A 16,146-nucleotide genomic window follows, 5' to 3' on the forward strand; every position below is an offset into this window, starting at 1 on the left:
GGCGCAGTTTAGCTTTTTTGCGACCAAAGGCTACAGCCGACTTCGCTTTGTTGAAGGCGACTGTATGTCAGGGTGTGCGGCCTACCGGTTGGGGTCGGCAGCCGGTACCGCATCCAGGCGCAGTTGCACCCGTGACGGAATCTTCTGCGCCGCGCCGGCCTCCAGCATCTGCTGGCGATAGCGCGCGTAGTAAGGGCCGGCTTCGCGCGAGTTGCCGTAGCCCCAGAGAATATCGGCAATGTTCAGCTGCAGCGCCCGACGCCCCTGGGCAAAGGGCTCGATGGCGCGATAGATGCGCAGCATCAGGTTGGGGTTCCAGTCGTCGCCGATCAGGTAGCCCATGTCGTTGTAGCCGGGCACGTTGTCCTGGGGCGCATGGCAGGCCATGTAGGAATCCAGGCCCATGTACACTTCTTCGGCCAGTACGGCGTGACGCGCGGGTATCTCGCGGTTCTCGCTGCTGTGCAGCAGGCCTGCGACCTTGGCCGGCTTGAGGGTTTCCAGCTTGGTAGCCCAGGGCAGCTTGTTCTCCGGCTGCCAGGCGCCGTTCTGCCAACGGCCCACGCAGTACTGGGCCAGCCGCGTGGCCATCACACAACCGGTGTCCATCGCCACCATGTCGCAGCGCAGCGTGGGGGGCGTGAACTGCCGCCCCGACTGGCGCAGGCGGTAGAGCATCACGAAGCGCCCGTCAGGCGACACTGCCGAAGCGTCGCCATCGATCGCATCCCGCGCAAACTCGTGCGGGTACAAGGTGAAGCCCTTGCCATTGGCGCCTTGCCACTGCACCGCATGCCAGCCGTTCTCCTCGGCGCTCCATTTGGAAAACGAAAGCTTCGCCCCGCCTGCGCCCTCGATGGTTTTTTCGGCAGGTACTGCGGCATGGGCAGTGCCTGCCAGTGACAGTGACAGTGACAACGCCAAGGCAACGGCGTGAGGGGTACGCTTCATTTCGAACCCTTGAAGATGAGGTTGAGAAAGTGACGGTGCAGCTGCGCATTCGCGCCGATGGCCACCAGGGTCACACTGGCAGACAGTGTGCTGTAGAACAGCGCCCGCAGCGGATGCTCGGGCCACAGGTAGAAGCCGATGATCGCCGCCATGAACACCGTGGCCTGTACCTTGCCCCACACCCGTGGCAGCAGGGCGATCAGCAGGTTCATGCCGACGAAGAACCAGAACACCATGTACATCGCTATGCCAACGGCTACCCCGCGCGACGTCAGCCCGCCGGCGTACTGCTTGTACCAGCTCACCAGCGTGCCGTTGAGCGCCACGTAGGCCACCACCGCAAACAGGTGCACCACTATCGGCAGCACCCAGCGCAGCAACTGGCGATGGGTGACCGGGCTGTCGCCACGCCAGTGTTCGGGCAGTGGCGCCAGCCCGGGCGACGGAGGCTGGTGGTCGATGTGCGCCAGATACTCTGCCCAGCCACGCGGTGCGTTGTGGCGCAGCAGGTATGCCTGCTGGCGGGCCTTGCCCAGGCGCAACCAGAACGGCCACCAGCAGTAACGCCAGTAGTGTTCGAAATCGCCCTGCAGGCTGCCCAGCCCCTGCGGGTCGAGCTCGGGAAAGCTGACCCAGGGCGCGGGCGGGCTCAGCGTCGGGTCTTGCAGGCATTCGCGCCAGTTGTGGGCTACAGGCATGGCTGGTCCTTGTCGGCGCGGGCGCCGCGTTTGATCATCTCCTGGGCATTGAAGTCCGCCCAGTCTGCACCGTGCGCCACCGCTTCGGTGTAGCACGCCAGCGAGCGTGCCGGTTGGGCGGGCACGATTTCACCGCGCGCATACACGCTGCCCAGCTCGTTGAAGGCATTGCCCGAGCCCATTGCGGCGGACTGACGCAAGGCCTCGAGGGCCTTCTGCGGGTGTTTGCAGGTGTTGTCGTCGGGGCGGTACTGGCCCTCGTCGCAATAGAAGCTCGCCAGCATCAGTGCCCCTTCAGGGACAGTGGCCGACGACAGGCGCAGCAACTGCTCCAGGCGCTGGTAGCTCAGGCGCGGCGCCATGCCCGACAGGCTGATTGCCGCAGCGCTGTAGGCAGCGTAGGCAGAGCCTTGGTCCACGGCATCGAGGTAGCTGTTGAGCGCAGCGATGAACAGCTGCTTGTCGATGGGCTTGATTTCACCCTGGCCCAGTTGCTCGTAGGCATCGCCGCGCTGCAGCGCACGCACGCCGGGGGCGGCATCATCGGGGGTTTTCACGCTCTTGAGCGCGTCGCTCGGCGACCAGTCCTCGACCCGCGCCAGCGCCCAGCAGTCGGCCTGCTCGAAGATGAATGCCTGCAACACCTCGCCGCGCTGGTCGCGCAGGTAAACCCGGTCGGGCAGCGCGATTTCACGGATCAGCCCGGCGGCCGCCACCCGCTCCGACGACAGCTGCGAAAGATCAGGACGCAGGGCCGGCTCGAGCTTGCGTACCACCGGTTGCGGCCCCTCGGGCCCGGCCTGGAGGCGCTGCTCGACCAGGGTATGGGCGGTAAAGTCGGCCTGCAGCTGCGCATCCTCGGCAAACGCCTTGAAAAACATCGCGAAGTCGCGGCTGGGGCAAACCGGCGCGGCCTGCGCCAGCGCACTTGCCAGCAGGCCGGCCAGCAGCATCGGGATACTCGACTTCATGGCTGATACACCGGAGGCGGGTTGATGTAGTACTCGGTTTGCGTGCAGGGGTAGTCGCTGACCCACACCAGCCACAGCCACAGGTCCCAGAAGTAGCGCACCAGGTGCTCGGGCTTGCGGCAGCGGGCCTGTTCTTCGGCCACGGTGTAGTCGGTATTGGCGATGAAGCTGTTGAGCCAGTGCGGCTCCCATTGCGGCATGGCGATGTCGAAATGGCGGTCGCGCTTGTTGAAATTGATCCAGTAGATGCCCACTTCGGCTTCATCCTCGAAGTCGCGCATGTCCAGCGACTGCAGGTCGTACAGCGGCGTGCGCCAGACCTCACCCGGGCGCTCGCGATCGGTCACGCGCATGTAGCCCATGCCGCCGAAAGGTATCAGCCAACTGCGCGCCGGCACGTTCTGGAAACGGTAGCGCCCCGACTCGCTGACGAACGAGGTCTGTCCGGGTGCCTCGATCAGCGCGTGAATCTGATAGCCCACCCACGCCAGCACGCCCAGCACCACCAGCCAGCGCCACAGTTGCTGCTTTACGGTCGGGCTGCTCATTTACGCCTCAGCCAGTGCGAGATCAGCACCGCCGACAGGCTGAGGCCGCCCGCCAGGCAACTGAAGAAATACGCCCGCACCGGGTGCTCGGGCAACAGCCACCAGAGGATCAACACGATTTGCGCGGCCACCAGCCAGTACTTGAGCTTCCAGTTGGTCAACAGGGGCAGCACCACATTGAGCGGCACGAACACCCACATCACCAGGAACACAATGCTGCCGGAGGACACGCCACGGGCGGTAAAGCCGCCGTAGTGGCCCTTGTACCAGTCCACGGCAATATCGTTGAGCACCCCGTAGAGCACGATGGCCAGAGCATGCAGGGCGACATTGATCAGCAGTTGTCGCTTCATTTGGGCAGCGTTCCTTGCAGCGCATTGCACCAGCTGCGCACATCGTCACGGTCGAACGCCGGGCAGTGATTGTCCTTGGCGATATAGCGATAGGGGTGAGTGGGCTCATGGGTGAAGTGGTAGTAGTAACGGTCGTCCTCGCCGTACAGCCAATAGTTCGATGAGCCCTGGGACACCTGATACGGCTCGAAACTCAGCAGCGACGATTCGGCGGGGATGAAGTTGTCGCGGTCCATCAGCAGCATCAGCAGGTTGCCGAACAGCGGCGTGCCCACCCCCAGCGCCAGCACGGCCACCAATACCACCCCGATTACTGCCTTCATCACGGTACCTGGGTATTCATGCAGTAGGTGCCCACACCGTGCAGCAGCACCACCGCCAACAGGCAGCCAAACGTCAGCAGCCTAACCCAGCGCGTGTTGCGCTGGCGCTCGCCGAGGTTCAGCAGCAAGGCGAACAGGCACAGGATGGCCAGGCTGCCGAACAGGTTGCTGTCGGCGAGACCTGCCAGGTAATTCTTCAGCTCAAGATCCATTGCACAGGCGCCTTTGCGCCGCCAGCAGCAGCGCGGTCAGGGTGACGAAAAAATAGCCGGCGCCCAGCAGGTAGGGCACAAAGGCCACCCACATCAGCATCAGGCCCAACCCGGCGATACGGCCGGTGAGCAGGTAGACCAGGCCATACAGCACCCAGGGCAGTGCGTAGAAAGGGACGCACCACAACGGCGCCCACCACAGGTGCCGAGGCGCCAGGTGCAGGCGGCGGCTGGCCCACAGCGCGAACAGGGGGTAGCCAAGCAGGCCGAAGCCCAGCAGGTAGATTTGCAGGAACGGCTCGAAACCGGTCACGCGCAGGCCGTACTGGTAGACATCCAGACACAGCAGCGAAACCAGGCATACCCAGGGTAACCAGACGTAGAAGCGATAGGGGGGCGCACAGCTCACAGGCATGAGCCGAACGATTCGATGAATGATGAGTTGCCCATGCCGCTCCCTCCCTGGAACACCGCCGCGCGGGTGTGGGCGGCGGCGTATGCTAGTCACAAGCACGGGGCACGGCAATAGCGCACTGCGCGGTGGGTTCCTCGCCGGCAACGCCGGCTCCTGCAGGCGGCGGTTATCTCCTGTAGGCGCCGGCATTGTCGGCGAGGAGCCGCCACACAAACAAGAACGGGCACCTTGTAGGGGTGCCCGCTCTTCAATGCAATCAGTAGCCCACGGCCTTACGGATTGACGCTGTCCTTGAGGAACTTGCCTGGCTTGAACGCCACGGTGTTGCTGGCCTTGATCTTCACCGGCTCGCCCGTCTGAGGGTTCTTGCCGGTGCGCGCGCCACGGTGGCGCTGCAGGAACGTGCCGAAGCCTACCAGGGTGACGCTGTCTTTCTTGTGCAGCGCGTTGGTGATTTCTTCCAGTACGGCATTGAGCACGCGGTTGGCCTGCTCCTTGGTAAGGTCGGCTTTCTCGGCAATGGCTGCGGCGAGTTCTGGTTTACGCATGGTGAAGCCCCTCTGACGGATTTTTTGTTGTTATGCCGTGCTGCCTTGCAGGCAGCGCCTAAGGCACCGCAGGCTCTAAACTGCGGCAGACGGGTGTGAGAATGGCACGCCGCCAGTGGCCGCGCCAGTCTCTGGGCGGCCATTGTTCAGGCAATGGCAGGGTATATCCGACAGAACGACAGCTATTTATGCCAGCAACGGCGGAAGTTGACGGTTCAGCGCCAGCTTTTCCATCACTGCCGTACCGGTCAATACATAGCCCAGCAGTTGGCCATCGGCATCCCGGCAGAGCACCTTGATGTCGCTGCCCTGCCCTTCGACCTGCCACTGGCCTTCGCGGGCGCGTGGCGGCGGCGAAACGACCAGCGGGCATACCGGGGTCTTCACCGTGATGGGCATAGGCCCGTAGCTGACCACCGTCGGATTGCCCGCCAGGGTCTGCGCCAGCGCGCGCGCGCAGGCCATCAGCGGCATCACGTACAGCAGGTTGATGCCGTCGACCTCGGCACAGTCGCCCAGGGCATGGATATTGGCGTGCGAGGTGCGCAGGTGGCGGTCGACCACCACCCCGCGATTGACCTGCAGGCCAGCGGCGGCAGCCAGGTCGATGCGGGGGCGCAGGCCGATGGCCGATACCACAAGGTCGCAGACGATCACACTGCCATCGGACAGATGCGCTTGCAGGGCATCGGCCGAACGTTCCAGGCGGGTCAACACCGGGCCCAGGTGAAAGCGCACACCAAGCCCTTGCAGCCCAGCCTGCACCGCAGCCGCGGCGGCCGGGTGCAGCAGGGTCGGCATGACCTGCTCGCAGGGGGCGACGATGTCGATCTCGAAGCCACCCAGGTGCATGTCGTTGGCGAACTCGCAGCCGATCAGCCCGGCCCCCAGAATCAGTACCCGGCGCTTGCCGGCCGCCGCGGCGCGAAAGCGCGCGTAGTCTTCGAGGTCGTTGATCGGGAAGATCGCATCGGCTGCGTCGCCCTGCACCGGCACCTGGATGGTCTGCGCGCCCAGCGCCAGCACCAGGTCGCGGTACGGCACCTGCTCCTCGCCGATCCACAGGCGCTTGTGGCCCGGGTCGATGCCGCTGATGCGCGTATGGGTACGCACCTGGGCCTTGAGCTGCTCGGCCATGGCCCCCGGCTCGGCCATGCTCAGGCCGTCGGCGTCCTTGTCCTTGGCAAAGCCGGTGGACAGCATCGGCTTGGAATACGAGCGACCATCATCGGCGCTGATCAGCAGCAACGGCGTCTCGCCGTCGAGCTTGCGAAATTCGCGGGCGAGGTTGTAGCCCGCCAGCCCCGTACCGACAATCACCACCGGATCGCTCATGCCTTCATCCCTTCCCTGTATAAAAAATGATCAGTTGATTTCGATCATCTCGAAATCCATCTTGCCCACGCCGCAGTCCGGGCACAGCCAGTCTTCCGGCACGTCCTGCCACAAGGTGCCCGGCGCAATGCCGTCATCCGGCCAGCCATCGGCCTCGTTGTAGATAAGCCCGCATACCACGCATTGCCACTTCTTCATGATCGCTCTCCCTCCAGTAATCCAGACGCACATCGGTTGTGATCATTACAGTCTTGGCGCTGCATGGATCGTCAGGGGGCTTTGTACTGAGGCTGGTGGCGCGATGCAAGCGCAACCGGCAAACATGCTAAGCTCGGCGCCTCACTGGCTTGTAACCGCATACCTACCGTGCCGTACGAAACCTCGCAAGTGCCCGCGCCACACTGGCTGCAGCAGCAAACGCCGCTGGCCGCAAGCGCCGACCCCCTTACCGCCGACTGGCTGTTCGACCAGGGCTCGTTGACCCGCCGCCTGACCCGATTATCCGCCGATCACTTCAGCGTGACCCCCCTGTACGAGGGCTGGCAGCCGCTGCGCGCCGACGAGTGCACCAGCCTCGGCCTGGCCCCGGGCAGCGAAGGCTGGGTGCGCGAGGTGTACCTGCGCGGGCATGGCCAGCCGTGGGTGTACGCACGCAGTGTGGCCGCGCGCAGCGCCCTGCAGCAGGGCGGCCTGGACATGGAAGCGCTGGGCAGCCGTTCGCTGGGCGAGTTGCTGTTCTGCAGCCCCGGGTTTGCCCGCCAGGCCATCGAGGTGTGCCACTACCCTGCCGCCTGGTTGCCCCGCGAGCAGCGCCATGACGGCCTGTGGGCACGCCGTTCGCGGTTCGACCAGGGTGAACTGAGCATCCTGGTGGCCGAGATCTTCCTGCCCGCCCTGTGGCAGGCCACCGATACCCGCCTGGAGGACCGCTGATGTACCTGAGCCTGCTCAAGTCGCTCAATCGCCTGCACCCCCGGGCCTGGGACTTCATCCAGCTCAGCCGCATGGACAAGCCGATCGGCATCTACCTGCTGCTGTGGCCCACCCTCACGGCGGTATGGATCGCGGCCAAGGGCACGCCCACCGTGGCCAACGTGCTGATCTTCCTGTTCGGCGTGGTGCTGATGCGCGCCGCGGGCTGCGCGATCAACGATTTTGCCGACCGCAAGGTCGACGGTCACGTCAAGCGCACCGCCGAACGCCCGCTGGCGGCCGGACGCATCAGCGGGCGCGAGGCGCTGGTCCTGTTCGCGACCCTGGTGGGGCTGAGTTTCGTGCTGGTGCTGTGCACCAATGCGCAGACGGTATGGCTGTCGTTCGGCGCCGTGGCGCTGGCAGCCTGCTACCCGTTCATGAAGCGCTACACCTATTACCCGCAGGTGGTGCTGGGCGCGGCCTATTCATGGGGCATCCCCATGGCCTTCACCGCCGCCACCGGCGAACTGCCGGCCATCGCCTGGCTGCTGTACATCGCCAACCTGCTGTGGACCGTGGGCTACGACACCTACTACGCGATGGTCGACCGCGACGACGACCTGAAGATCGGGGTCAAGTCCACCGCGATCCTGTTCGGCGAAGCCGATCGCGCCATCATCCTGACCTTGCAACTGCTGTCGCTGGGCTGCCTGCTGATGGCCGGCAACCGCTTCGAGCTGGGTGGCTGGTTCCACCTGGGGCTGGTAGGCGCGGCGCTGTGCTTCGCCTGGGAATACTGGTCGACCCGCAGCCTGGATCGCGACGCCTGCTTCAAGGCCTTCCTGCACAACCACTGGGCCGGGCTGCTGGTGTTCATCGGCGTGGTACTGGACTACGCCCTGCGCTAGCCGCCCTCGGGGGCGGCCGCGCAAGGCCGGCCTCATGGCTTGGCGGCGTGCCAGACGTCCTTCATGCCGTCGCCGGTCATGTCACCGCCCTTCTTGTCCTTGACGAAGGTGTACAGCGGCTTGCCATCGTAGGCCCACTGCATCGAGCCGTCTTCGCGCTTGATCTGCGTCCACTTGCCCTCGGCGGCGTCGCCCGCCATGGCCTTGAGGGGCGGCCAGTTCTTGGCGCAGTCGTCATTGCACATGGATTTGCCGCCGGCATCCTTGTCGAAGGTGTACAGCGTCATGCCGGCAGAATCGACCAGCACGCCGTTCTTCTCCATCCCCGGCGCGGCCGCTGCCACCCCCGGCAGGGCCAGTGCTGCAACAGCAAAGAGAGCCATCCAGTTCAGCGTATGTCGTGTCATTGGATTCACCGTTTTTGGTGATGGGTGGGAGCTAAAGCCTAGCTCAGCCAAGGAATGTTGCCGCCAGGCCACACGACCTGTCACACGACTGCAATAATTCCGTTATCTAATGCGGGCCAAGACACCTTAATGGGAAGAGGTTTGAGCATGGTTGGCAGGAACATTCTGATCGTTGACGACGAGGCGCCGATTCGCGAGATGATCGCCGTTGCATTGGAAATGGCCGGCTACGACTGCCTGGAGGCGGAAAACTCGCAGCAGGCCCATGCCATCATCGTCGACCGCAAGCCCGACCTGATCCTGCTCGACTGGATGCTGCCGGGCACTTCGGGCATCGAACTGGCGCGGCGCCTCAAGCGCGATGAGCTGACCGGCGACATCCCGATCATCATGCTCACCGCCAAGGGTGAGGAAGACAACAAGATCCAGGGCCTGGAAGTCGGCGCCGACGACTACATCACCAAGCCGTTCTCCCCGCGCGAACTGGTGGCCCGCCTCAAGGCCGTGCTGCGCCGTGCCGGCCCCAGTGATGGCGAGGCCCCGATCGAGGTCGGCGGCCTGCTGCTCGACCCGATCAGCCACCGCGTGACCATCGACGGCAAGCCTGCCGAGATGGGCCCTACCGAATACCGCCTGCTGCAGTTCTTCATGACCCACCAGGAGCGCGCCTACACCCGTGGCCAGCTGCTCGACCAGGTATGGGGCGGCAATGTGTATGTGGAGGAGCGCACCGTCGACGTGCATATCCGCCGTCTGCGCAAGGCGCTGGGTGAAGCCTACGAAAATCTGGTACAAACCGTGCGCGGCACGGGATACCGGTTCTCAACCAAGAGTTGAGAACACGGCAAGCTACAAGCCTCAAGTAAGAGCAAAAGCAAACGCAGATCCGCTTCAATCTTGCAGCTTGCCGCTTGCAGCTTGCAGCTTGCAGCGGGTCCTAAGGACCCACCGTGAACCAAAACTGGCATGGCACCCTGATTCGCCACATGCTGCTGCTGACCACCGTCTGCCTGCTGGCCGGGCTGATCAGCGGCCATTACGGCTGGAGCCTGGCCCTGGGCCTTGGCGTGTATCTGGGCTGGACCCTCAAGCAACTGCTGCGCCTGCACGACTGGCTGCGCCAGCACAAACCCGACGAGGCCCCGCCCGACGGCTATGGCCTGTGGGGCGAGGTGTTCGACAGCATCTACCACCTGCAACGCCGCGACCAACGCGTGCGCGGGCGCCTGCAGGCAGTGATCGACCGCGTGCAGGAGTCCACCGCCGCCCTCAAGGATGCGGTGATCATGCTCGACAGCGACGGCAACCTGGAGTGGTGGAACCGCGCCGCCGAGACCCTGCTGGGGCTCAAGACCCCACAGGACAGCGGCCAGCCGGTCACCAACCTGGTCCGCCACCCGCGCTTCAAGGAGTACTTCGAACAGGAGAACTACCTCGAGCCGCTGGAAATCCCCTCGCCCATCAGCGACCGCCTGCGCATCCAGCTGCACATCACCCGCTACGGCAACAACGAACACCTGATGCTGGTGCGCGACGTGACCCGCATCCACCAGCTCGAACAGATGCGCAAGGACTTCGTCGCCAACGTCTCCCACGAGCTGCGCACGCCACTGACGGTGATTGCCGGGTACCTGGAGACCCTGCTCGACAACGTCGAGGAGGTGAACCCGCGCTGGGTGCGGGCCCTTACCCAGATGCAGCAGCAAGGCGTGCGCATGCAGACGCTGCTCAACGACCTGTTGCTGCTGGCCAAGCTGGAGGCCACCGACTACCCCTCCGACAACCAGCCGGTGGCCATCGACAGCCTGCTGCAGTCGATCAAGGGCGATGCCCAGGCCCTGTCCGGCCAGCGCAACCAGCGCATCACCCTGGACGCCGAGCCGGGCGTGCGCCTCAAGGGCAGCGAGGCGGAACTGCGCAGCGCGTTCTCCAACCTGGTGTTCAACGCCGTCAAGTACACCCAGGATGAGGGCCAGATCCGCATCCGCTGGTGGGCCGACGCCCAGGGCGCGCACCTGAGCGTGCAGGACTCGGGCATCGGCATCGACCCCAAGCACCTGCCACGCCTGACCGAGCGTTTCTACCGCGTCGACTCCAGCCGCAACTCCACCACCGGCGGCACCGGCCTTGGCCTGGCGATCGTCAAGCACGTACTGCTGCGCCACCGCGGCCGGCTGGAGATCAGCAGCGTACCGGGCCACGGCAGTACCTTTACCTGCCATTTCGCCCCCGTTCAGGTGGCAACCCGCACCGTTTCCTGAGCGACCGCCCTTTAAATTTGCGCAGTCAGCCGCTACATTGGCTGACTCGCGCCAGTACCTGCTGGCATTGCCACACTCCCTTATTTCAGAAGACGGACCCCGTAAAACTCCATCATGGACCCTTCCCCTGGTATCACCCTCGCTTCACTGTTCGCCGATTTCGGCATGATTCTTTTTGCTCTGCTGCTGGTTCTGCTCAACGGATTCTTCGTTGCGGCCGAGTTCGCCATGGTCAAGCTGCGCTCGACCCGGGTCGAGGCGATTGCCGGCAAGAACGGCTGGCGCGGGCATATCCTGCGTACCGTACACAGCCAGCTGGACGCCTACCTGTCGGCCTGCCAGCTGGGCATCACACTGGCCTCGCTGGGCCTGGGCTGGGTCGGCGAGCCGGCCTTCGCGCACCTGCTCGAGCCGCTGCTGGCGGCGGTGGGCGTGCAATCGCCCGAAGTCATCAAGGGCGTATCGTTCTTCAGCGCCTTCTTCGTGATCTCCTACCTGCACATCGTGGTCGGCGAGCTGGCGCCCAAGTCCTGGGCCATTCGCAAGCCCGAACTGCTGTCGCTGTGGACGGCGGTGCCGCTGTACCTGTTCTACTGGATGATGTACCCGGCCATCTACCTGCTCAACGCCAGTGCCAACGCCATCCTGCGCATCGCCGGCCAGGGCGAGCCCGGCCCGCACCACGAGCACCATTACAGCCGCGAGGAACTCAAGCTGATCCTGCACTCCAGCCGGGGTCAGGACCCCAGCGACCAGGGCATGCGCGTACTGGCCTCGGCGGTGGAGATGGGCGAACTGGAAGTGGTCGACTGGGCCAATTCCCGTGAAGACATGGTGAGCCTCGACGCCCATGCGCCGCTCAAGGAGATCCTCGCGATGTTCCGCCGGCACAAGTTCAGCCGCTACCCGGTGCTCGACGCCGAAAGCGGCGAATTCGTCGGCCTGCTGCACATCAAGGACCTGCTGCTGGAACTGGCCGCGCTGGACCACCTGCCCGAGTCGTTCAACCTGGCCGAGCTGACCCGCCCGCTGGAACGCGTATCGCGGCACATGCCGCTGTCGCAGCTGCTGGAGCAGTTCCGCAAGGGCGGCGCGCACTTTGCCCTGGTCGAAGAGGCCGATGGCAAGGTGATCGGCTACCTGACCATGGAAGACGTGCTCGAAGTGCTGGTGGGCGACATCCAGGACGAACACCGCAAGACCGAGCGCGGCATCCTCGCCTACCAGCCCGGCAAGCTGCTGGTGCGCGGCGACACCCCGCTGTTCAAGGTCGAGCGCCTGCTGGGCGTGGACCTGGACCATATCGAGGCCGAAACCCTTGCTGGCCTGGTCTACGAGACGCTCAAGCGCGTACCGGAAGAAGAAGAGGTGCTGGAGGTCGACGGCCTGCGCATCATCATCAAGAAGATGAAAGGGCCCAAGATCGTGCTGGCCAAGGTGCTCAAGCTCGATTGACGCGCCTTACGGGTTGCCGGCGGTAAAGCTCGGCAGCCCGCCGATGGGCTGGTTGAACTGGTACGGGATCGACTCCAGCGCCAGCCCCACGTTGCGCTGCACCACGAAATGCAGGTGCGGCCCGCTGCTGTTGCCGGTGTTGCCGGACCTTGCCAGCGGCGTGCCATAGGCCACCCGCTGGCCTTCGCTGACCACCACCGACCCGCGCATCAGGTGCAGGTACACGCCCATGGTGCCGTCGGCATGCAGAATCCGCACGAAATTGCCTGCCGGGTTGGTACCGCGCCCGCTCTGGGTGTTTTCCGTCTTTATCACCACCCCTGCCCGCGCCGCGATGATCGGCGTGCCTTCGGGCATGGCGATGTCCATGGCATAGCGGCCCTTGGGGCCGAAGTGGCTGTAGGTGCCATTGGGGCCCTGGGAGAGGCGGAACGGGCCGCCGCGCCAGGGGAACGGGTAGCGATAGGCCTGGGTGCGCTGGGCGGGGTTGCCCAACGTGTAGTTGAACTGCTCGCGGTAGCTGACCGGGGTACCGGGCTTGCGCGCACCGAGGGCAGTGAGCAGCAGCGTGGAACGGGCCGGTACCACCCGCCGGACGATGCGCGGCGCCAGGTTCTGCACGTTGCCCAGGCGCTCCAGGCGCAGTTCCACTTCGACCGGGGCGTGCAGCTCGTTGCGGGCACTGAAACGCACGCCGTCGGCGTACTTGCTGACCTGCAACTGCACCTGCTGGCCCAGTTGCTCGACCATGCGATCACGGAACACCAGTGCGCGAGCGCCGGGGCTGGGGCGATCGGAATAGGACACCACGCCGTCGGCGTCGGTGTTCTTGTAGATGGTCATGGCCCAGCTCGGGCCGGCAGCCAGCAACAGGGCGCAGAACAGCAGCAGGTGTGGCGGCATCGGTAGTGGCCATCTGACAGGTTAGCTGTGAGCAAGCCTAGCAGGGGAATATGGAGGGCGTGTTGCGGGGAGTGATGCGGGGTATGGCAGGCGATCAGTGGTGTGTCCTTCGCCGGCAAGGCCGGCTCCTACGGCTGTAGGAGCCGGCCTTGCCGGCGAAGAGGCTGCGAGCAGCAAAGGGCCTGTCAGGCCCCCGGCACGAAGTGCTTGAGCGCCGTACCGCGGGCAATCAGCCGCGACAGGTAGTCGAGCTTCTGCGCATCCTGATCGACAAAGCGGAAGGTCAGCTGCAGCCAGTCGCTGTCCGGCTTGGATTCCACCGCCACCACCGCATGCAGGTACCCGTTGAGCCGCGCGATCTCGGCATTGTCGCCCTGCTCCAGGTCCAGCACCGCGCCTTCCAGGATCTGCGGCAGCACTTCGCCACGGCGTACCACCAGCAAGGCTTCCTTCAGGCTCAGGGCCTTGATCACGCAGGCCTGGTTGCCGCTGGACAGGCGCAGCTGGCCCTGTCCGCGGCCCGCCGGCGCCGCCGCCTTGGCCGCGCCCGGTTGCGGCGCATTGATCAGTGGCTTGGCCGCCGCCACCGGGGCCGCAGCTGGGGCGGCCGGGCGCACGGTCTCGGCCTTGCCGCCGGTCAGGGCCGACAGCGAGTCATTGGCAAACGCGGAGGTGGCGCGGGTGGGCGCACTGGCCATCAGGGTATCGAGCTTGCCCAGCTTGGTCAGCGCCTTCTTCACCTTGGTCAGCAACTGCTCGTTGGTGAACGGCTTGCCGACAAAGTCCGACACACCGGCCTGGATCGCCTGCACCACGTTTTCCTTGTCGCCACGGCTGGTCACCATGATGAACGGCATGGCCTTGAGCGCTTCGTGCTGGCGGCACCAGGTCAGCAGCTCCAGGCCCGACATCTCGGGCATCTCCCAGTCGCACAGCACCAGGTCGAAACGCTCGCGCTCCAGCAGCACCTGGGCCTTGCGACCGTTGACCGCGTCCTCGATGACCATGCCGGGGAAGTAATTGCGCAGACACTTTTTCACCAGGTCACGGATAAACGGCGCGTCATCCACGACCAGAACACTGACTTTACTCATCGCCACTCCTTCAAGACCCGGCTAGCATAACGTTGACTGATGGCCATTTGCCAAGACTTCGCTCATGCCGGGGCTCCGTCAAATCATTCGCGGGTGCGTGCTGTTGCGCTGCCGCAAACGAAAACGCCCGGCCAAGGCCGGGCGTTCATTCTCGGGGCAGTCCTATTTATCGTCAGGTTTGCCCGGAACATTAGCTTTTTCGCCGTTGCCGTTGCCCTCGACTTCTTCCTTCATTCGCTTCAGGCCCAGGTGACGCACGTCGGTACCGCGCACCAGGTAGATCACCAGCTCGGCGATGTTGCGCGCGTGGTCGCCGATGCGCTCCAGCGAACGCAGCGCCCAGATCACGCTCAGTACCCGCGAGATCGAGCGCGGGTCTTCCATCATGTAGGTCACCAGCTCGCGCAGGGCGGTCTTGTACTCGCGGTCGATGGTCTTGTCGTACTGCGCCACCGACAGCGCCAGCTCGGCATCGAAGCGGGCAAAGGCGTCGAGCGCGTCGCGCACCATGTTGCGTACCTGGTCGCCGATGTGACGCACCTCCACGTAGCCGCGCGGCGACTCGCCTTCTTCGCACAACTGGATGGCGCGGCGGGCGATCTTGGTCGATTCGTCGCCGATGCGCTCCAGGTCGATCACCGACTTGGAGATGCTGATGATCAGGCGCAGGTCCGACGCCGCCGGCTGGCGCCGAGCCAGGATGCGCACGCACTCCTCGTCGATGTTGCGTTCCATCTGGTTGATCTGCTCATCGACTTCGCGCACCTGCTGGGCCAGGCCCGAATCGGCCTCGATCAGCGCGGTGACGGCGTCGTTGACCTGTTTCTCGACCAGGCCGCCCATTGCCAGAAGATGGCTGCGAACCTCTTCAAGTTCGGCGTTGAACTGCTGGGAGATGTGATGGGTAAGGCTGTCTTTGTCGATCATGAGAAATCCTTGGCGCGTCCGGTAAGTGCTGTCAGGCGGCGTTCAATCGTTGAATCCTAGCCATACCGACCGGTGATGTAGTCTTCGGTCTGCTTCTTCGCCGGGTTGGTGAACAGGGTGTCGGTGTCACCGTATTCCACCAGCTTGCCCATGTACATGAACGCGGTGTAGTCCGAAACCCGCGCGGCCTGCTGCATGTTGTGGGTCACGATGACGATGGTGTACTTGGACTTGAGTTCGTAGATCAGCTCTTCGACCTTGAGCGTGGAAATCGGGTCCAGCGCCGAGCACGGTTCGTCGAGCAGCAGCACCTCTGGCTCCACCGCGATGGTACGGGCGATCACCAGGCGCTGCTGCTGGCCGCCGGACAGGCCCAGGGCCGAGTCGTGCAGGCGGTCCTTGACCTCCTCCCACAGGGCGGCGCCCTTGAGTGCCCACTCCACGGCTTCATCCAGTACACGCTTCTTGTTGATGCCCTGGATGCGCAGGCCGTACACCACGTTTTCGTAGATGGTCTTGGGGAACGGGTTGGGCTTCTGGAACACCATGCCCACGCGGCGGCGCAGCTCGGCCACGTCCTCGCCCTTGCGGTAGATGTTGTTGCCGTCGAGGTTGATCGCGCCTTCCACCCGGCAGCCGTCGACCAGGTCGTTCATGCGGTTGAAGGTGCGCAGCAGGGTCGACTTGCCGCAGCCCGAGGGGCCGATGAAGGCAGTCACGCGCTGCTTGGGAATGTTCAGGCTGACATCGAACAGCGCCTGCTTCTCGCCGTAGAACAGGCTCAGGCCCGGCACTTCGATGGCCACGGTCTCGTCGGCCAACTGCAGGCTCTGCTTGGTGCGACCCAGGGCGGACATGTCGATGCCGTGGGCGTGGGATTCATGCTGCATGGTAAGACTCCATACGCTATCAATTTCGTTTC

21 protein-coding genes are annotated in these 16,146 nt (G+C 64.6%); 5 read left to right on the forward strand and 16 right to left on the reverse strand.

Features of this window, described 5'->3' with window-relative positions; translation table 11 throughout:
• Positions 1 to 81: 81 nt before the first annotated feature.
• From LOY33_RS25430 to LOY33_RS25480, 11 genes are all read right to left on the reverse strand, one after another.
• Positions 82 to 951 carry a hypothetical protein gene (locus LOY33_RS25430; RefSeq protein WP_153002517.1) on the reverse strand — a complete coding sequence of 290 codons (870 nt, stop codon included), beginning with the start codon at positions 949 to 951 and terminating at the stop codon, positions 82 to 84.
• On the reverse strand, positions 948 to 1,649 hold the full coding sequence (locus LOY33_RS25435) for a hypothetical protein (RefSeq protein ID WP_058541948.1): 702 nt from the start codon (positions 1,647 to 1,649) through the stop codon (positions 948 to 950). The genes LOY33_RS25430 and LOY33_RS25435 overlap by 4 nt, the downstream gene beginning before the upstream one ends.
• Positions 1,640 to 2,620, reverse strand: coding sequence for a sel1 repeat family protein (locus tag LOY33_RS25440; protein ID WP_063612034.1), 981 nt, complete (start codon positions 2,618 to 2,620; stop codon positions 1,640 to 1,642). Before LOY33_RS25440 ends, LOY33_RS25435 begins: the two co-directional genes overlap by 10 nt.
• A complete protein-coding gene (locus LOY33_RS25445) occupies positions 2,617 to 3,168 on the reverse strand; it encodes a hypothetical protein (protein ID WP_052504257.1) in 552 nt (183 codons plus the stop codon). The genes LOY33_RS25440 and LOY33_RS25445 overlap by 4 nt, the downstream gene beginning before the upstream one ends.
• On the reverse strand, positions 3,165 to 3,521 hold the full coding sequence (locus tag LOY33_RS25450) for a hypothetical protein (RefSeq protein ID WP_043861556.1): 357 nt from the start codon (positions 3,519 to 3,521) through the stop codon (positions 3,165 to 3,167). The genes LOY33_RS25445 and LOY33_RS25450 overlap by 4 nt, the downstream gene beginning before the upstream one ends.
• Positions 3,518 to 3,844 carry a hypothetical protein gene (locus LOY33_RS25455; RefSeq protein ID WP_058541950.1) on the reverse strand — a complete coding sequence of 109 codons (327 nt, stop codon included), beginning with the start codon at positions 3,842 to 3,844 and terminating at the stop codon, positions 3,518 to 3,520. The genes LOY33_RS25450 and LOY33_RS25455 overlap by 4 nt, the downstream gene beginning before the upstream one ends.
• Complete coding sequence (locus LOY33_RS25460; RefSeq protein ID WP_043861554.1) at positions 3,844 to 4,056, reverse strand: hypothetical protein; 213 nt, start codon at positions 4,054 to 4,056, stop codon at positions 3,844 to 3,846. The genes LOY33_RS25455 and LOY33_RS25460 overlap by 1 nt, the downstream gene beginning before the upstream one ends.
• Positions 4,046 to 4,471, reverse strand: a complete 426-nt coding sequence (locus tag LOY33_RS25465; protein ID WP_058541951.1) for a hypothetical protein — start codon at positions 4,469 to 4,471, stop codon at positions 4,046 to 4,048. Before LOY33_RS25465 ends, LOY33_RS25460 begins: the two co-directional genes overlap by 11 nt.
• Before the next feature lie 272 nt (positions 4,472 to 4,743).
• Positions 4,744 to 5,019: an HU family DNA-binding protein gene (locus LOY33_RS25470; protein WP_008366879.1), complete on the reverse strand. Its 276-nt coding sequence runs from the start codon at positions 5,017 to 5,019 to the stop codon at positions 4,744 to 4,746.
• 186 nt (positions 5,020 to 5,205) lie between these two features.
• Entirely contained in the window at positions 5,206 to 6,354 is a 1,149-nt protein-coding gene (locus tag LOY33_RS25475; RefSeq protein WP_054916465.1) for an NAD(P)/FAD-dependent oxidoreductase, read from the reverse strand.
• A 30-nt stretch (positions 6,355 to 6,384) separates the two neighbouring features.
• Positions 6,385 to 6,552: a rubredoxin gene (locus tag LOY33_RS25480; protein ID WP_007954349.1), complete on the reverse strand. Its 168-nt coding sequence runs from the start codon at positions 6,550 to 6,552 to the stop codon at positions 6,385 to 6,387.
• A 168-nt stretch (positions 6,553 to 6,720) separates the two neighbouring features.
• Between LOY33_RS25480 and LOY33_RS25485 the strand changes: the two genes are divergently transcribed.
• Both LOY33_RS25485 and ubiA read left to right on the forward strand, forming a co-directional pair.
• A complete protein-coding gene (locus LOY33_RS25485; protein ID WP_043861552.1) occupies positions 6,721 to 7,287 on the forward strand; it encodes a chorismate lyase in 567 nt (188 codons plus the stop codon).
• Positions 7,287 to 8,177 carry a 4-hydroxybenzoate octaprenyltransferase gene (ubiA, locus tag LOY33_RS25490; protein ID WP_054916464.1) on the forward strand — a complete coding sequence of 297 codons (891 nt, stop codon included), beginning with the start codon at positions 7,287 to 7,289 and terminating at the stop codon, positions 8,175 to 8,177. The genes LOY33_RS25485 and ubiA overlap by 1 nt, the downstream gene beginning before the upstream one ends.
• 32 nt (positions 8,178 to 8,209) lie before the next feature.
• Here the strand turns inward: ubiA and LOY33_RS25495 are convergent, their stop codons facing one another.
• Positions 8,210 to 8,584: a hypothetical protein gene (locus LOY33_RS25495; RefSeq protein WP_043861550.1), complete on the reverse strand. Its 375-nt coding sequence runs from the start codon at positions 8,582 to 8,584 to the stop codon at positions 8,210 to 8,212.
• Positions 8,585 to 8,731: 147 nt separating this feature from the next.
• On the opposite strand from LOY33_RS25495, the gene phoB reads away from it, so the two are divergent.
• The 3 genes from phoB to LOY33_RS25510 all read left to right on the forward strand — a co-directional run bounded on the left by phoB (position 8,732) and on the right by LOY33_RS25510 (position 12,300).
• A complete protein-coding gene (gene phoB / locus LOY33_RS25500; protein WP_028942483.1) occupies positions 8,732 to 9,421 on the forward strand; it encodes a phosphate regulon transcriptional regulator PhoB in 690 nt (229 codons plus the stop codon).
• Between the two features lie 149 nt (positions 9,422 to 9,570).
• The gene (gene phoR, locus LOY33_RS25505; protein WP_213085772.1) at positions 9,571 to 10,845 is read left to right on the forward strand and encodes a phosphate regulon sensor histidine kinase PhoR; all 1,275 of its coding nucleotides are present in this window, start codon (positions 9,571 to 9,573) and stop codon (positions 10,843 to 10,845) included.
• A gap of 114 nt (positions 10,846 to 10,959) precedes the next feature.
• Positions 10,960 to 12,300 carry a hemolysin family protein gene (locus LOY33_RS25510; protein WP_043861548.1) on the forward strand — a complete coding sequence of 447 codons (1,341 nt, stop codon included), beginning with the start codon at positions 10,960 to 10,962 and terminating at the stop codon, positions 12,298 to 12,300.
• A 6-nt stretch (positions 12,301 to 12,306) separates the two neighbouring features.
• Here LOY33_RS25510 and LOY33_RS25515 read toward each other — a convergent pair whose 3' ends face one another.
• From LOY33_RS25515 to pstB, 4 genes are all read right to left on the reverse strand, one after another.
• Positions 12,307 to 13,203 carry a M23 family metallopeptidase gene (locus LOY33_RS25515; protein WP_054916463.1) on the reverse strand — a complete coding sequence of 299 codons (897 nt, stop codon included), beginning with the start codon at positions 13,201 to 13,203 and terminating at the stop codon, positions 12,307 to 12,309.
• Positions 13,204 to 13,388: 185 nt separating this feature from the next.
• Positions 13,389 to 14,297 (reverse strand): response regulator, encoded by a 909-nt coding sequence (locus tag LOY33_RS25520; RefSeq protein ID WP_088513972.1) that lies wholly within the window; start codon positions 14,295 to 14,297, stop codon positions 13,389 to 13,391.
• Between the two features lie 162 nt (positions 14,298 to 14,459).
• Complete coding sequence (gene phoU, locus LOY33_RS25525) at positions 14,460 to 15,224, reverse strand: phosphate signaling complex protein PhoU (RefSeq protein WP_043861545.1); 765 nt, start codon at positions 15,222 to 15,224, stop codon at positions 14,460 to 14,462.
• Between the two features lie 56 nt (positions 15,225 to 15,280).
• The gene (gene pstB, locus LOY33_RS25530; protein ID WP_258660519.1) at positions 15,281 to 16,114 is read right to left on the reverse strand and encodes a phosphate ABC transporter ATP-binding protein PstB; all 834 of its coding nucleotides are present in this window, start codon (positions 16,112 to 16,114) and stop codon (positions 15,281 to 15,283) included.
• Positions 16,115 to 16,146 lie beyond the last annotated feature (32 nt).

The sequence above is a fragment of the Pseudomonas sp. B21-036 genome, assembly GCF_024748925.1.
GTDB classification, from domain to species: Bacteria; Pseudomonadota; Gammaproteobacteria; order Pseudomonadales; family Pseudomonadaceae; genus Aquipseudomonas; species Aquipseudomonas palmensis.

Bases quoted from the DNA above. Each gene is read 5' to 3' on its own strand.
- LOY33_RS25430 (WP_153002517.1), bottom strand. From the start codon at position 951: ATGAAGCGTACCCCTCACGCCGTTGCCTTGGCGTTGTCACTGTCACTG.
- LOY33_RS25435 (WP_058541948.1), bottom strand. From the start codon at position 1,649: ATGCCTGTAGCCCACAACTGGCGCGAATGCCTGCAAGACCCGACGCTG.
- LOY33_RS25440 (WP_063612034.1), bottom strand. From the start codon at position 2,620: ATGAAGTCGAGTATCCCGATGCTGCTGGCCGGCCTGCTGGCAAGTGCG.
- LOY33_RS25445 (WP_052504257.1), bottom strand. From the start codon at position 3,168: ATGAGCAGCCCGACCGTAAAGCAGCAACTGTGGCGCTGGCTGGTGGTG.
- LOY33_RS25450 (WP_043861556.1), bottom strand. From the start codon at position 3,521: ATGAAGCGACAACTGCTGATCAATGTCGCCCTGCATGCTCTGGCCATC.
- LOY33_RS25455 (WP_058541950.1), bottom strand. From the start codon at position 3,844: ATGAAGGCAGTAATCGGGGTGGTATTGGTGGCCGTGCTGGCGCTGGGG.
- LOY33_RS25460 (WP_043861554.1), bottom strand. From the start codon at position 4,056: ATGGATCTTGAGCTGAAGAATTACCTGGCAGGTCTCGCCGACAGCAAC.
- LOY33_RS25465 (WP_058541951.1), bottom strand. From the start codon at position 4,471: ATGCCTGTGAGCTGTGCGCCCCCCTATCGCTTCTACGTCTGGTTACCC.
- LOY33_RS25470 (WP_008366879.1), bottom strand. From the start codon at position 5,019: ATGCGTAAACCAGAACTCGCCGCAGCCATTGCCGAGAAAGCCGACCTT.
- LOY33_RS25475 (WP_054916465.1), bottom strand. From the start codon at position 6,354: ATGAGCGATCCGGTGGTGATTGTCGGTACGGGGCTGGCGGGCTACAAC.
- LOY33_RS25480 (WP_007954349.1), bottom strand. From the start codon at position 6,552: ATGAAGAAGTGGCAATGCGTGGTATGCGGGCTTATCTACAACGAGGCC.
- ubiA (WP_054916464.1), top strand. From the start codon at position 7,287: ATGTACCTGAGCCTGCTCAAGTCGCTCAATCGCCTGCACCCCCGGGCC.
- LOY33_RS25495 (WP_043861550.1), bottom strand. From the start codon at position 8,584: ATGACACGACATACGCTGAACTGGATGGCTCTCTTTGCTGTTGCAGCA.
- phoB (WP_028942483.1), top strand. From the start codon at position 8,732: ATGGTTGGCAGGAACATTCTGATCGTTGACGACGAGGCGCCGATTCGC.
- phoR (WP_213085772.1), top strand. From the start codon at position 9,571: ATGCTGCTGCTGACCACCGTCTGCCTGCTGGCCGGGCTGATCAGCGGC.
- LOY33_RS25510 (WP_043861548.1), top strand. From the start codon at position 10,960: ATGGACCCTTCCCCTGGTATCACCCTCGCTTCACTGTTCGCCGATTTC.
- LOY33_RS25515 (WP_054916463.1), bottom strand. From the start codon at position 13,203: ATGCCGCCACACCTGCTGCTGTTCTGCGCCCTGTTGCTGGCTGCCGGC.
- LOY33_RS25520 (WP_088513972.1), bottom strand. From the start codon at position 14,297: ATGAGTAAAGTCAGTGTTCTGGTCGTGGATGACGCGCCGTTTATCCGT.
- phoU (WP_043861545.1), bottom strand. From the start codon at position 15,224: ATGATCGACAAAGACAGCCTTACCCATCACATCTCCCAGCAGTTCAAC.
- pstB (WP_258660519.1), bottom strand. From the start codon at position 16,114: ATGCAGCATGAATCCCACGCCCACGGCATCGACATGTCCGCCCTGGGT.